Source organism: Aminicella lysinilytica (genome assembly GCF_004362975.1).
Taxonomy (GTDB): domain Bacteria; phylum Bacillota; class Clostridia; order Peptostreptococcales; family Anaerovoracaceae; genus Aminicella; species Aminicella lysinilytica.
This window is the reverse complement of record NZ_SNXO01000008.1, coordinates 14,062-28,946: the sequence shown is the minus strand read 5'-3', so window position 1 is coordinate 28,946 and position 14,885 is coordinate 14,062. Positions and strand designations below refer to the sequence as shown.

The 14,885-nt window shown below is 45.5% G+C and carries 12 protein-coding genes; 5 read left to right on the top strand and 7 right to left on the bottom strand.

Features of this window, described 5'->3' with window-relative positions; all coding sequences use genetic code 11:
• Positions 1–40 precede the first annotated feature (40 nt).
• Together rpoN and trmL are read right to left on the bottom strand one after the other, a co-directional pair.
• Positions 41–1,423, bottom strand: a complete 1,383-nt coding sequence (gene rpoN / locus EV211_RS03305; RefSeq protein WP_133528011.1) for an RNA polymerase factor sigma-54 — start codon at positions 1,421–1,423, stop codon at positions 41–43.
• Positions 1,424–1,484: 61 nt separating this feature from the next.
• On the bottom strand, positions 1,485–1,955 hold the full coding sequence (gene trmL / locus EV211_RS03300; protein WP_133528010.1) for a tRNA (uridine(34)/cytosine(34)/5-carboxymethylaminomethyluridine(34)-2'-O)-methyltransferase TrmL: 471 nt from the start codon (positions 1,953–1,955) through the stop codon (positions 1,485–1,487).
• Between the two features lie 118 nt (positions 1,956–2,073).
• Between trmL and EV211_RS03295 the strand changes: the two genes are divergently transcribed.
• Both EV211_RS03295 and EV211_RS03290 read left to right on the top strand, forming a co-directional pair.
• Entirely contained in the window at positions 2,074–3,045 is a 972-nt protein-coding gene (locus tag EV211_RS03295; protein ID WP_133528009.1) for a homoserine dehydrogenase, read from the top strand.
• An 11-nt stretch (positions 3,046–3,056) separates the two neighbouring features.
• Entirely contained in the window at positions 3,057–3,557 is a 501-nt protein-coding gene (locus EV211_RS03290) for an SEC-C metal-binding domain-containing protein (RefSeq protein WP_133528008.1), read from the top strand.
• 630 nt (positions 3,558–4,187) lie between these two features.
• Here the strand turns inward: EV211_RS03290 and nth are convergent.
• Positions 4,188–4,811 carry an endonuclease III gene (gene nth / locus EV211_RS03285; protein ID WP_133528007.1) on the bottom strand — a complete coding sequence of 208 codons (624 nt, stop codon included), beginning with the start codon at positions 4,809–4,811 and terminating at the stop codon, positions 4,188–4,190.
• A 102-nt stretch (positions 4,812–4,913) separates the two neighbouring features.
• On the opposite strand from nth, the gene EV211_RS03280 reads away from it, so the two are divergent.
• Positions 4,914–5,576, top strand: coding sequence for a GntR family transcriptional regulator (locus EV211_RS03280; RefSeq protein ID WP_133528006.1), 663 nt, complete (start codon positions 4,914–4,916; stop codon positions 5,574–5,576).
• Positions 5,577–5,634: 58 nt separating this feature from the next.
• Here EV211_RS03280 and clpB read toward each other — a convergent pair whose 3' ends face one another.
• Complete coding sequence (gene clpB, locus EV211_RS03275; RefSeq protein ID WP_133528005.1) at positions 5,635–8,226, bottom strand: ATP-dependent chaperone ClpB; 2,592 nt, start codon at positions 8,224–8,226, stop codon at positions 5,635–5,637.
• Between the two features lie 168 nt (positions 8,227–8,394).
• On the bottom strand, positions 8,395–8,562 hold the full coding sequence (locus tag EV211_RS10665) for a hypothetical protein (RefSeq protein WP_166635353.1): 168 nt from the start codon (positions 8,560–8,562) through the stop codon (positions 8,395–8,397).
• Between the two features lie 297 nt (positions 8,563–8,859).
• Between EV211_RS10665 and EV211_RS10870 the strand changes: the two genes are divergently transcribed.
• Complete coding sequence (locus tag EV211_RS10870; RefSeq protein ID WP_243108539.1) at positions 8,860–9,147, top strand: IS110 family transposase; 288 nt, start codon at positions 8,860–8,862, stop codon at positions 9,145–9,147.
• 15 nt (positions 9,148–9,162) lie between these two features.
• Positions 9,163–9,708: a transposase gene (locus EV211_RS10865; protein ID WP_243108538.1), complete on the top strand. Its 546-nt coding sequence runs from the start codon at positions 9,163–9,165 to the stop codon at positions 9,706–9,708.
• A gap of 16 nt (positions 9,709–9,724) precedes the next feature.
• Here the strand turns inward: EV211_RS10865 and EV211_RS03265 are convergent, their stop codons facing one another.
• On the bottom strand, positions 9,725–10,585 hold the full coding sequence (locus EV211_RS03265; protein WP_133528004.1) for a hypothetical protein: 861 nt from the start codon (positions 10,583–10,585) through the stop codon (positions 9,725–9,727).
• A 250-nt stretch (positions 10,586–10,835) separates the two neighbouring features.
• On the bottom strand, positions 10,836–14,885 hold the full coding sequence (locus EV211_RS03260) for a hypothetical protein (protein WP_133528003.1): 4,050 nt from the start codon (positions 14,883–14,885) through the stop codon (positions 10,836–10,838).

Below are 14,885 nucleotides of genomic sequence, written 5' to 3'. Positions count from 1 at the left end.
ATTATTTATTTCAACATCCTTGACGGATATTAAAAACCATTTAATATCGGCGTCTCTTAGAGGAGGACTGTATGCCCATGCCCTCTCTGTACTTAGCCACCGTACGTCTGGAAATAACTATTTCTTTCTCCCCCAGCATCTCAACTATATCGTGATCGCTGAAAGGTTTCTTACGATCCTCGCTGTCTATGATATCCTTGATCATAGATTTGACACTGTTGGAAGATAAACCTTCTCCGTCGCCGGAAGGAACGCCGCTGCTGAAGAAATACTTCAGCTCGAAAACTCCCCTCGGACTCTGGATATATTTACCGTTGATTGCGCGGCTGACTGTCGATTCGTGTATGCTCAACTCATCAGCTATCTGCTTCAACGTAAGGGTCTTAATAAACTTTTCTCCTTTATCGAAGAAATCTATCTGATAATGTACTATGGCCGAGGCCACATTGAATATTGTCTGTTTTCTCTGTTCTATGCTCCTTATGAGCCAAGTGGCAGAATTGAATCTGCTCACCAGATACTTATTCAGTTCCTCATCACTCTTGGCTTTCTGAGAAAGCTGTGAGTAGTATGAACTGACCATAAGCTTAGGAATGCTGGAATCATTACTGCTGACAATGTATTCGCCGTTGATTTTCTCCAGAGTCACATCCGGTACCACATACTTGGTAGATTCTCCGCCATTGGCAAACTGCCTCCCCGGCTTAGGTTCCAATGTCCTGATAAGATCTATTATAGCCTGGACCTGATCATTTCTCAGGCCTACTGTCTTGGCTATGAAACCGATCTTATTATCGGCCACATCCTGAAGCATGTTTTCCAGTATATATTCTATTTCCTCTGTAAGTATTCCGCGGGTAGCCAGCTGTATTTCCAGACACTCGGCCAGATTCCGTGCGCCCACTCCACAGGGTTCCATAGTATGAACATAGGCGATGACCTTCTCAACTCTGTCATCATCCACGTTGAATTCCTTCATTATTTCTTCATTAGTAACGGTAAGGTAGCCGTTGTCGTCAATAGCATCAACTATGTAGTTGCCTATTTCCTTATCTAACCCTTTCAGACTGGACAGCTGCATTTGCTCAGACAAAAAATCCTGCAGAGTCAACTCTGCGGAAGTATATTGCTCGAAGGAATAATCCTCATGATCAGGAGAATTCTCCCACTGTCTGTAATTGCCATCATCATAATCATCCTCGACTATCTTGTCTCGGATATCGACTTCTACTGCCACAGGTTCGCTATCGTCATCGCCTGCAGATTTATCTTCTTCCAATATCGGATTCTCCAATAATTCATTCTGAACATAATCTGACAGGTCAATGTTACTGAGCTGCAGTATCTTGATAGCCTGGATCAATTCTGGCGTCATGGACAGCTTCTGGGTCTGCTCAATTGTCAATTCATATCCAAGTTTCACTTAAATCAGCCTCACATTCTACCGTATCGCTTATGCAAATATTATACCATATCCAGCGTAACTATTTCAACCCTGGGAAGCCTAATTGTCGTAAAGCTTCGAATAATATTATATTGGCAGAATTAGAAAGATTGAAAGACCTCAGTCTGGTGCTTTCACTCATTGGTATCCTTATAGCCTTTTCTTTGTGCGCCTCGATGAAATCCCGCGGCAATCCTTTGGTTTCGCGGCCGAACAGAATCATGTCTTCATCATGAAACTCCACATCTGCGTAACACCGGCCTCCCTTTGTAGTAGCCAGATACATGGTCCTTCCCGCATATTCCTCCATGAAATCCTCTAGACAGTCGTGGACCTCCAGCTTCACGTACGGCCAATAATCAAGGCCGGCCCGTTTCACGGACTTGTCGTCTATGTTGAAGCCCAGCGGCTGGACCAGGTGCAGCACAGAATCTGTTGCCGCGCACGTCCTGGCGATATTGCCTGTGTTAGGCGGTATTTCCGGTTCTACGAATACTATATGTAATGCCATTGTTATTCCCCCTTGCCTATACATAATACTAGTTTTTTGGCAAAAGTTAAAGACAAATTTTTTCTTTTGTGATATTATGAATTTTAGATTATTACGGCATAGCCGCAAAGGAGGAACAATGAAGAAAGTAAATATCGGCATCCTCGGCCTGGGAACTGTAGGCGGAGGCACATACGACATTTTGAAAATGAATAAGGAGCTCATTACGAGACGTACCGGCGTTGATTACTGCGTCACCCGCGTTCTTGAGATAAATATGAAGGCGGTCGAGGCTCACGGCGTCGATCCGGCCATCGTCACATCTGATGTTGACGCGATCCTGACCGGAGATGATGTGGATATCGTCATCGAGTCCCTGGGGGGCGTAGAGCCATCGTCATCATTCATGCTGAAGGCTCTGAACCATGGCAAAAGTGTCGTGACCCCGAACAAAGCTGCTGTTGCGGCTAATTATGAGAAGCTCACGTCTGCGGCTAAGGCCCACGGTGTTCAGATCCGCATCGAAGCCTGCGTCGGCGGTGGGATTCCTGCCCTGACGGCTATCACAGAGGCTCTGGCGGGCAACGAATTCACAGATGTCATGGGGATACTCAACGGTACCACCAATTATATCATGACTAAGATGGGTGATGAAGGCCTGGCTTACGATGCTGTCCTGAAAGACGCTCAGGCAAAGGGTTTCGCTGAGGCTGATCCCACGGCAGACGTTGAAGGCATAGATGTGGCAAACAAACTGTCGATCTTAATGGCTCTGGCCTTTGATAAATATGTTGCGCCTAGGGATATTCCTACAGTCGGCATAACCGGCGTTACTATGGATGACATAGCTGCCGCAAAGGCAAAAGATTGCAAAATCAAGCTTATCGCTCATGCTTCTATTGACGAAGCCGGCAAGCTGTCTTATGAGATCAAACCTATGGAGATCCCGTACAGTCACCCTCTTGCAGGTGTGTCTAACGAATTTAATGCTATATATGTTACGGGCAACGCCGTAGGTGAAGTAATGTTCTACGGAAAAGGCGCCGGCGCCCTTCCGACTGGAAGTGCCATCGTCGGTGATGTAATATCGATCATGAAAGCTATGGCTTAGGAGGAAATGAAATGAGTTTATATGAAGATTGGAAAAACCTGCTGGATAATCAGACTGATGATTCTTTCAAGGATTTCTGGAAGGAATACAGTGATGGTGAAGTAGCTATTTACACTTATATCCTGGCTCACCACAGAACACATCTGAAGGGTAAGGTCAGCGAGCTTGCTGAGAAGTTCAGTTGCCGTCCTGTAATATTCGAGGGTTTTTTGGATGGCATCACATCCAGCCTGAAGAAGGATATCGATGTAGAATCCATAGATGAGGATTCGGAGATTGATCTATCTGTTGACTTCGAGAAATTGTATTATAACATGCATAAGGCTGATGCTGCTCATCTTTATGAGCTTCCTCAGTGGGAGAAGGTCCTGGATGAGGAAAAACGTGCTTCTATTGTTAAGGAGTATAACAAGTCTAAGGTCTATCACGCTCCTAAGAAACCTGGCCGCAATGATCCATGCCCATGCGGAAGTGGCAAGAAGTATAAGAACTGCTGCGGCAAGAACTTGTAAAAGCTGTGAAGCCTTCACTGGTCCTCATAACAGAGAACCATATAGTCTCACTCGTCAAGAACAGAATGTGTGACGAACTCGTTGAAATATCTAAAGTCTCCTTCGGAGCCTTTAAAAATAGAATCCCTTCGTAAATCATACAAGTAAGATTTACTCTACGGGATTCTATTTTTTATTTCAACTCAGACAGCGTCGCACATTTGTCTGTTCTTGTTACTCGTCCGCGACTATGGTTGTACCTGTCACTGCGGAATCGTTCAGGCCTCACAGTCTTTTACTGCCATGCAAATGCCATTTCAACATCGTTATTGATCAAACATCCAAGCCAAAACCTAAGATTCTTTCAAGTATGTAGGCTAACCTGACCCGCTACGATTCCGCAGGAGCAGATACAGACCACGATGAAGTAAAACAGCAAGAATAGCGAAGTACCATGCACTGTATGAAGTTGAAGCAAAGGGTGAATACGATGATAAGACCATACTAGTATGGTCTTATCAAGTAATCATCCTTTAAAGCCTTGAAGAGGCTTCCACGCTTCAACAAGTTTGCATGGTACTCTATTCTTGGTTTTATGAATCGTAATGGGCTGTTCGCGCACGAGGACAAGTAGCTAGGTCAGGTATAGACCTACAGGTTCTTCTCGCAAAACTCCTGTATGCAGCATTCCTCACACTTAGGTTTGCGAGCTGTACAGCAATTGCGGCCGTGGAAAATCAGCGAATGGTGAGTCCGTGACCAGCGCGACTCAGGAATACAATCCATAAGAGCGAGCTCCGTCTTCAGCACATCCTTCTCGTGAACCAGGCCGATACGGTTAGAAACACGGAAAACATGAGTATCTACAGCTATCCTTTGTTGACCGAAACCAACAGAAAGCACCACATTGGCAGTCTTCCTGCCTACCCCCGGCAGCGAAACCAGACTGTCATAATCATTAGGCACCTGACCGCCGAAATCATCGCGCAGGCGAGCCGCCATAGCCACGATATTCTTAGACTTTGTCCTATACATGCCTATAGTCCGGATCAACTCAGCCACATCCGCTGTGTCAGCCGCCGCCAGGGCAGCAGCATCCGGGTAAGCCGCAAACAACGCAGGCGTTACTTTGTTCACGCTGACATCAGTCGTCTGAGCAGACAGTGCTACGGCTACGATCAGCTGGAACACATCTACATGATCCAGCGCACATTTTGCTTCAGGATATTCATTATCCAAAGCATCTAATATCTTCTTTACAATCTTTTTATCCATGGGTACATTATATATTCCGAAGGGGTAAAAATCAAGTTATCTACTTCCTTGACAGGTATCTTTAATGAAAGTATAATTGTTTACATAAACGGAGGTAATCTCATGTCGATCAATCAATATCTTGAGGAAGCTAAAGATACTAATCAGCCCCTTTCCAGTGATTTGTTTTCCAAACTACAGGAAGATATCCTGACAGGAAAACTGGAAAACGGAGATAAACTGACTGAAATGCGCATATGCAATGAATACAGCGTAAGTCGCACACCGGTACGCGAGGCACTTCGCCAGCTGGAAATGAACGGCCTGATAAAGACCGTTCCGAACCGCGGAGCTTTTGTGGTTGGTCTTTCAGAACAGGATATTTCTGACATGTACATACTCCGGGCTGAAGCCGAGGTCATCGCCGTAAGATGGGCCATCAAGCGCATCACTGACGAGGAAATGGAAGCCCTCAACGAGACATTTGAGTTCATGGAATTCTACACTATGAAGAACGATATTCCTAAGATGCTCAACATCAACCTGGCATTCCATAAGATCATATACGATGCCACCCATAACAGGATGCTTAAGCAGGAACTGAATGCTTATCAGCTGTACCTGCGGCACAGCAACCCTTCCAATTACTACGCACCTAATTATCTGAGAGACGTGCTTTCTGAACACCGAGCCATTTATGACGCTTTCATCGCAAAGGATGTAGATGGTGGCGCCCTGGCTATGAAAAGACATATGGAAAACTCAAGGAAAAGAAAATTCCGCTGAAAAAACAAGCGCACCAGTAATTCGTTACTGATGCGCTTTTTTGATGCATTTATTTATCCTATTTTGTCGTAAATGTCAGACCTCTGTCGCCCGAGTTGATTTCAACGGTAGCACCGTCGACTACATCGCCGCGGATGATCATTGAAGCCAGCTCTGTCTCTATGTGCTTCTGAAGGTATCTCTTGACCGGCCTTGCTCCGTAGTTAGGGTCATAGGCTTCGTCTGCGATCTGCTTCTTAGCCCCATCGGTAAGTTCCAGCTTGATGTCGCGCTCTGCCAGCCTCGATTCCAGCGCCTTCATTGACAACTCGATTATCTTCACTATCTGAGTCTCTGTCAGCGGACTGAAGAGAACTATGTCATCTATACGGTTGAGGAACTCAGGTCTGAAGTGATTCTTCAGCTGGCCCTCTACCTTTTCCTTGGTTGCCGAGTCGATGGTCCCGTCGTCCTTCAGATTGTCTATCAGATCCGCGCTTCCGATGTTGGAAGTCATGATTATAATAGTGTTCTTGAAGTCTACTGTCCTGCCCTGATTGTCCGTCAGGCGTCCGTCGTCCAGCAACTGCAACAGTATGTTGAAAACGTCCGGGTGAGCCTTCTCGATCTCGTCGAACAAAACGACACTGTAAGGCCTGCGTCTTACGGCTTCGGTCAGCTGTCCGCCTTCATCGTAGCCCACATATCCCGGAGGCGCGCCTACCAGTCTTGAGACTGAGTGCTTCTCCATGTATTCGGACATATCTATTCTTATCATGTTTTTCTCTGTGTCGAAGAGAGCCTCTGACAGGGCCTTTGCCAACTCTGTCTTACCTACGCCTGTAGGACCCAGGAATATGAATGAACCTATCGGTCTGTTTTCATCCTTCAGTCCGGCTCTGGCGCGGAGTATGGCCTCTGCCACCGATTGAACGCCCTCATCCTGACCGATGACCCTCTTATGAAGGATCTCCGGCAGTTTCAGAAGCTTCTCCCGTTCAGTTTCTACCAGCTTGGCTACAGGTATTCCTGTCCATGTGGATACTACATCGGCTATTTCTTCCTCGCCGACTTCCTCCTTAAGGATATGGTTTTCCTCGGCAGTATCAGCCTTGGCCTTTTCTTCCTCCAGTTTCTTCTCCAGATCAGGCAATTGCCCGTATTTCAACTCAGCCAGCTTTTCCAGGTCGTAATTTCTCTCGGCCTCTTCCATCTGCTGCTTCACATCTTCAATCTGCTGCTTGGTGTCCTTGACCTGAGATATGGCGGCCTTCTCACTTTCCCACTGAGCGCGCATAGATGCATTCTCATCCTTCAGCTGGGCAAGTTCCTTCTCCAGAGTTTCCAGTCTGGACCTGGAGCCCTTGTCTGTCTCCTTGGAAAGGGCCTGCTTCTCTATTTCCAGCTGCATGATCTTTCTGGATATTTCATCCAGTTCCGATGGCATGCTGTCGATTTCTGTTCTGATCCTGGCTGCCGCTTCATCCATAAGGTCTATGGCCTTGTCGGGCAAAAATCTGTCTGAGATGTATCTGTCTGACAGTTTGGCGCAGGCAATCAGAGCGTTATCGGTTATCCTTACGCCGTGGTGGATCTCAAAGCGTTCCTTGAGGCCACGGAGTATGGAAATAGTGTCCTCCACCGTCGGTTGGTCTACGAATACCTTTTGGAATCTACGTTCCAGAGCTGCATCTTTCTCTATGTATTTTCTGTACTCGTCCAAAGTCGTAGCTCCTATGCAATGGAGTTCTCCTCTGGCCAATTTAGGTTTCAGGATATTTCCTGCATCCATAGAGCCCTCAGTTTTTCCGGCTCCAACTATGTTGTGTATCTCATCGATGAACAGTATTATCCTGCCCTCGGATTTCTCCACTTCATTGATTACGGCTTTCAGTCTTTCCTCGAACTCGCCTCTGAACTTGGCACCTGCGATCAGACTGCCCATATCCAGTGCGAAGATGGTCTTATCCTTAAGTCCTTCCGGAACATCACCCTTTAGTATCCTCTGGGCCAGGCCTTCAACGACGGCAGTCTTGCCAACGCCGGGCTCGCCTATGAGAACCGGGTTATTTTTTGTTCTACGTGACAGGATCTCTATGGTGTGCCTTATCTCGGCATCTCTGCCTATGACAGGGTCAAGCTTGCCTTCACGAGCCATATCTACCAGGTCGCGGCCGTACTTTTCCAGGGCGTCGTAATTCTCCTCAGGGTTCTGACTTGTGACCCTCTGATTACCTCTGACCTTGGACAAAGCCTCCAGGAATTTTTCCTTGGTTATGCCGTATTTAGCAAATATCTTAGTCGACGGCGTACCCTTCTCGTTCAGAAGAGCCAGGTACATGTGCTCGACGCTGACATATTCATCCTTGAAATTGTCGGCTTCCTTCTCAGCGTTAAGGAACAGCTGATTCAGCCTTCTTGTAGCATAAACATTGGCAGCATTTCCGGAAACCTTAGGAAGTTTCTCCATTACTGCCTCCAGATCTGCTATCATAAGTGACGGATCTCCGCCCATATTCTTTACGAGCTTAGGTATAAGCCCGTCCTTCTGCATAAGTAACGCCAGGTGCAGGTGCTCGCCGTCCAGTTCCTGATGCCCTTCTGAAATGGCTATGTTCTGACAGTCCATGACCGCATTCTGCGCATTCTGTGTATATCTTTCTATATTCATTATTTTCACTCCCCTTCGGTTATATTATCAATCTCTAAGTAATAATATATACCTGTGAATACAAAAAGTAAAGAGATTTTTAGCACTCTCGCTATAAGAGTGCTAAAAATCTCAAAGGACAGCACAATTACCACTTGATACTCACTTACTTTCAAGTATTGCACAAATCTACTCTTTGATATCGCAGACAGCTATGCCTATCATTCCAGCAAAAATTATTCGAATAAATACAGTAACATTATCCTCATTATTTATCTGAACGCTAGCTATGAGTCCCATGATTGCTAAAATAAGTAATCCCCAGGCATACTTTCTTTTTGGTTTATTTATCTTCATACTTTCTCGTATAATCTAATTATCAAATATCAGTTGATAATCGTCATACTTCTCCTTTCTCATTTTTTGTTTGTAGCGTCGGACATATTCCGACGATATAATATATTTGCACTGTGGATTTGTATCTATAATTCTATAGCTTTGACTATTACAAGGAGACACAGACCACAGTCTTTTCGTTTTACTGGTAATGAGTTAGTTAACACTTTGATGTTTTTATTTACGAGTCTACACAGCGGAAGATCCTGTGGCAAACATGCAGTGCTTCGTTATAACCCATAACCTAAGGAGGTTTTTATGTACTATGTAGGAATTGATATTTCCAAGTACAAGCACGATTGTTACATCATCAATTCTGATGGTGAAGTGATTGCTAACGACCTTGTCGTTAAAAACGATGCTGACGGTTTCTCCAAACTTCTTTCTGTCCTTTACTCTTTAAAGTCACTAACTCGCTTGCGTGATGCTTTGGTTCGTCAACGTAGCTTCTATCTTGTCAAGATCACCAATGTACTTGATCACGTTTTTCCTGAATTTAAGCCATTCTTTGGCAATAAATTCTCTGTGACTGCTCGCAAAATCTAGCGTAATCGCTTCACATTGGCAAAATTCTTTAACCTCAAGGATCTTGCAACGAATACCGTTGGTGAAACAAACGAGATTTTGGATTCAGAACTGTCTGTGCTGCTTGATTTGCATAAGACAATCGCCGCCAAAGTTGATGAACTTGAATCTCAAATCATTGATTTGATTACAGCCCTCGATAAACCCACTCTGTCTATTTATGGTGTGGGGCCGTTATCAGCTGCCGTTATTGTTTCGGAGTTCGGTGATATTTCTCGGTTCAAATCCCCTGCTCAGATGCTTTCTTTTGCAGGAATGGAACCAGTGTATTATCAATCCGGGATCTCCGAACATACCGGGAAAATGGTTAAGCGAGGTTCCTCACATTTGCGATTTACACTTATGAATGTTTGCATTCCGCTGATCAGGTTCAATCCCGTGTTTGCTGCATACTATAACAAGAAACGTAGTGAAGGAAAACCTCACAGAGTTGCATTGTCACACGTTGCTAAAAAGCTTATCCGTGTGATATACACTTTGGAAACGCAAAACGTTAAATATGATCCAAATCTGCTTCGTTAGTTAATTAAGATTCAATTTAGTTAATCACATATCCGCATTTATACACCGTACCTTTCGTGGCATATTTTTTATAACCTTTCTCATAGTACCATTTAGCTTTCAGTTGTCTGCAATAATCCCCGTTTAGCCAACCGGCTTTAGACTTTTTATGATAATTAATTTCTGTTTTTACTGACAAAGACTTGGCCTTTTTTTCATCTGTAGTTGCTTTTTCTATTATGTACCCTGCCAGTACAGAGGCAATTAATTTACATGCTGGAACTGCCCAAACTATAACCGCAGAAAGCGCTGCCTTTGTATACTTTGCAATATTTTGCTCTAATTCAATATCACTATAATTTATTATAGTAGGCCCCTGTGTATAATCCGAAGGCTGGCCATAACTAGGGCTTGTCGAGTCATGATAATGTACATTTCCAGCTGCTTTGAATATAACATCAGGATTTGATCCCATTTCATAATTATAATGTACTTCTTTACCATTTATAAACAAATTATTATCACCATCAATTGTAACAATATCCTCAACGGCTCCCTCTTTAAAGTAATAGTCAATGCTACCATCTCCGTTGTTTACAACATTTGCATATGTTATAACTCCATCATCACCAATCTGGTATTTATACTTATAGGCATTATTGTTAACGTCTATTTGCATTAGGTTACTACTACTTATTCCAACCACATCCAACTCACATAAGTCTGACTGTACATTATCAAACTTAAAGCCATTAAGTTCTGTATTTGATAAGTCGCATATTTTGTTAGCCAAAGTGTTATCTTCATGCGCTAAATTGTCCCCACAGTTTGCAAATGCAATACTTGTCATTATGTTACATAGTGCAAAGCATATAACCAATGAAATGATTTTTCTCATTTTTTTCGTCGCGAAACATCTATATATTATAGACATCACGCTCTCCTTCCTGTAAATAAGTAATGCTATCCCATCTTTGGGCTATGCATTGTCAAAATAAATAATTGATTCTACTTGAATTTCTCATGGCTTATAATTTTTTAAAATGAATCACTCCCCTTGTAAAATACCCTTTTGTGCTATCCTATATAATAGTAAAGGTGATTCAGGAGCGTTTTGTGACATCTATAATAAAATTAATTATATTATTTTACTTATTTGCTGTTTCGATGCTCAGCGTAGGATATTTTTGGTTTGCTACCTGCCAGGTCCCCGTATCCCAGTTGCTGAAGCTGGTGATATCGGCGAAATCCGCTGCCTTCAGTGATCTGACTCCTTCCTGTACCAATGTCTTGTTGGCGCAGGTATAGCAGTAGGAATCACTCTTGAGAACAGCGCCTGCCGTAAATGTCCGCTGGCTTGTGACGATGTCCCCATGACTGTCCAGTTCTATTGCATAGCAATTATCTATGGTGTTTCGTTTGTTGTTTCCTCCCAGGAACAATATGGCCGTACCCTTTGTCTTACTGTTGAAATCTGTGACCGCGTAGGAATCGTTTATGGTCAATGCTCTCTTATCGCTATATACGCTGTGGGCTATGAATCCGCTGGTCCAGCCTCCCTGGGCACTGCTGTCTATGGATGTCCTGCTGTAGCATTTCTCGATTCTTGTATCATTGCTGGCGACAGTCTTCTCGTAACTGCCCGTGTAGCCTATGAGTCCGCCGATGTAATTGTTTGCTGATGTGCTGCTTATGCTGGCCTCTGCTCCGCTGGCGCTAACATGCCCGCCCTTCAGATAGCCTGTCAGACCGCCGATGATACAAAGGGTATTATTGCTGTTGACGCCGCCGTTGCTGCAGTCTGCAGTCACGTCTGCTTCAGCTGTGCAGTTGTTGATAACGCTGGCGTCCTGCTGGAATGCGGCAGAATCGCAGGCGCCGGAGAGTCCGCCTATGCGCATATGATTCATGCCCTTACCTTTGCATGTCAGTTTACCTTCTGACTTACAGCTGTCCAGATATCCAAAGTTCTCAGATGATCCGATGAGTCCGCCTGCGTTGATTACGTTAGATGTGGATCTGTAGTTTACATTAATGGAAATGTCAGTCGAAGAATCTCTGATGCAACCTTTGTTGCTTCCTGCCAGACCTCCTATATTCACTTTGCTGGACGCCTTGCCAACAGTTTGGTTCAAGACTAAGCTGACCCTGCCTTCCAGCTTGAGTCCGACTATTGTCCCTTTGCCGCTTACGCTCTCGAAAAGCCCGGCAGAGGCTTCATTCTTCACTGTTTCGCTAAGGCCTTTGATAGTATATCCGCCTGCACCATCGGTTTTCGCCGCCGTATATGTACCGTCGAAATCGCCGCTGATTACCGGTCCATTGTATTTCTTTGTCAGCTTTATATTGCATGACTGCCAGAAGCTTGATGTCGTATATTTATTGACATTCTCAAACTGACTGGCTGTCCGGACTTCGTAAGGATCGTCCTCAGTGCCCGGTTGCCATGATCCGGCCTTGCCAATAGCTCCGGCGAAGGCACGGTTAAAGCTGAAGCGGAATGTGCCAGTCCAGTTGCCCTTCTTTAGAGATATAGTCGGGCCTGTGATCTTATCCTTGCTGCCGCTGACATCTCTGACTTCATAGAAATACAGAGTCTTTCCGCTTATGGTCACCTTTTCCGGAGCCCTGTAAAACGAAGATGTTTCAATCTTGTTTTCTGTGAGAAGTCCATAAACAGGCTTGCCGCTACTGTTTACTGTATCTAAATTATTGTAAACCGAACTGACGCTGACCTGTTTATTTCCGGTCAGGACGCCTTTCAATATCTTCCATCTGTAATTGCCCCTGGATCCCTCTCTGTAGGTGAACATGGCCTTGCCATTGAGTTCTTCGCCCAGGCCATCCGGCTTCTGCCAGTCGCCGTAGTGGGCGTAGTTGGCTGAGGTGCTTCTGGCTCCGGCGTTATTAACCATAACAAAAGGATACTTTTCTCCATTTATGGTCTTGTCGAAGGTTCCTGTCTCATGAGTTATTGTGGAATTGTCGCGGGCGATCCTGCTACTGTCGTAGTAACCGGCCTTCTCAGCTTTTCCCGTGATTTTTGCTGAACTACCTATAGCCTTCGTCTTCCCGCTGATGCCGGAGAGATAATAAACATTGCTAAGGGATATGTTCTTTGCCATGCCACCAAATGTTCCCTTATGTGCGCCCCTTACAAGGCCTGTTGAATAGCAGCCGGAATAACTGTGGCCACCGTTACTGCCCACATCACTTCCTATAAGTCCCCCTGCATTAACGGCCTTAGCTGAGCATGTAGAATCACTGTTAGATACAGTCACCTGATCATCGAAAGCCTTTATCTTACCAATCAGCCCGCCTGCATTTGATTTAGTATCTTCAGTCAGTAAATCGCCCTCATCAGCAGTTACATTCATATTTACAGATGAATATTTCCCGGACTTCGTGTGACCGCCGGCATAGGAGCTATCCACAGTAGCCTGAGAGTCTATAGCTCCGATCAGACCGCCTGCATTGCCTGACGCCGCCCTGACGATCGCCGAAGCGCCGCAGAAATCCACGCTTACCTTTGTGCCGGGCATATTGCAATTGCCAATGAGGCCGCCGGCATTGCCGCCTTTAGTCGTAGAAGTATTTACAGTTCCGCCTTTGACGAGAACATTGAAAATCTCCACATCGCCTGCAGAGTACCCGTTGCCGTTAGCCGTGGCAACATCCCCAGCCAGAGCTCCGGCATTTTCCGGCGCAGTCACGTGAAAATCCTCCAGAGTCAGATTGCTGACCTTGGTCGACGATGATATCCTGCGGAAAAGCCCGGCATTACCGGCGGCTTCGTCCTTGATGTAAGTGCGGAGGCCGTTGTTCATGATTACCAGGTCGCTGATCTTATGATCCTTGCCATCGAAAGCCGTGATGGCGTCATTGCTGATTCCGTAATAACTGTTAGAAGCCAGAACTATGTTCTTGCCGTCCTTGTCCTTCTCATATCCGTAAATATTCACATTATCGCCGCCGATAAAATTGTCCCAGCTTATATCTTCAGTCTGATATACGGAACTGATGGCATACCTGGCGCCGGAATCTCCGGTTCGCCTCGGAAGATTGGAAACACTGTTGTCCAGATTCTCCAGATGTCTGATATTGGCGATCTCCGCCGTAGCGCCGTAGTCATTGGTTTCCTGGCCTGTCGAAACACCGGCGAAAAGGCTATTGCTGACGCCTACATTACTGGTGACACTGATACCAAAAGCAGCCGATGTGCCGCAGGTCGCGTAAACGTCTATGTCTTCCCCTGGGATCAGGTTTCCGCAAAGGTCAGCAAAATGACAGCCCTGGCTGGTGATGTCGTCCAGGGTTATGGTATATTGCAGAGTTTTGTCTTTGCCTGTGCCAATGGTCTTCACTGTCCAGAAGTTTTCATCCCTGTCTGCGGCCTCTGTGCCGTCATCGTTCAAAGTCAGGTCCAATGTAGCCACCTTGCCGCTGTCTGCGCCAACTACTTTCAGAGCTATATGAGTGTCAAACTGCACGCCCTTCTTGGTTTTCCTGAAATAATTCGGGTCCGTGACTGTCACAGTCAGCTTGTTTCCGTTGTTTACCAGAAGACGAGGCTTTTCCAGAGTAGTGTTTACCTTACTTATACCGCTGCCGTTGCAGTATCCGATAACGTGGGCATCGCCGCCGCTGTTGGTAACATACTTTCTACGCTCTTTCTGTGCGCTGCTGCTGTTTCCTCTGACCTCGCTTCCCAGAGTCATCTCGTTGAGGCCCTCTTTACTGTCAGTGTAGAAAACACTCTTAACTTTAGCCTTGGCGAAATCATATTCGATTATATAGTATCCACCTGTCCTCAGGCTGCTCTTAATAGAGCCTGCCGGCAGAATATCTTTCAGTATGGTGTCTTTCAGGTCTGCTGCGCCGCCCGGCACATAGGAAAGACAGTAATATGAAGCGGCTGAACCGCTGACATTGCTGATTTCAGACCCCAGGTATCCCCGGCTGTTGCTACTGTCATATTCCGACAGCCCCCCGGATTCGCTTATCTGGGTAAGCTGGTTCTGAGCCGTAACAAAAATTTCTCTGGCGCAGTTGTCCAGTGAATCTGCCCGGCTGGCTCTGGTCACAGCCCCGGAGATAAGGATCACTGCAACTATAATAAGGGCGGCGCTGATCCCTATAGTGGCTATCAGCGCCGCGTTCCCTGATTTTCTTCTGTTTTTGGTTTTCTCTTTAAACAT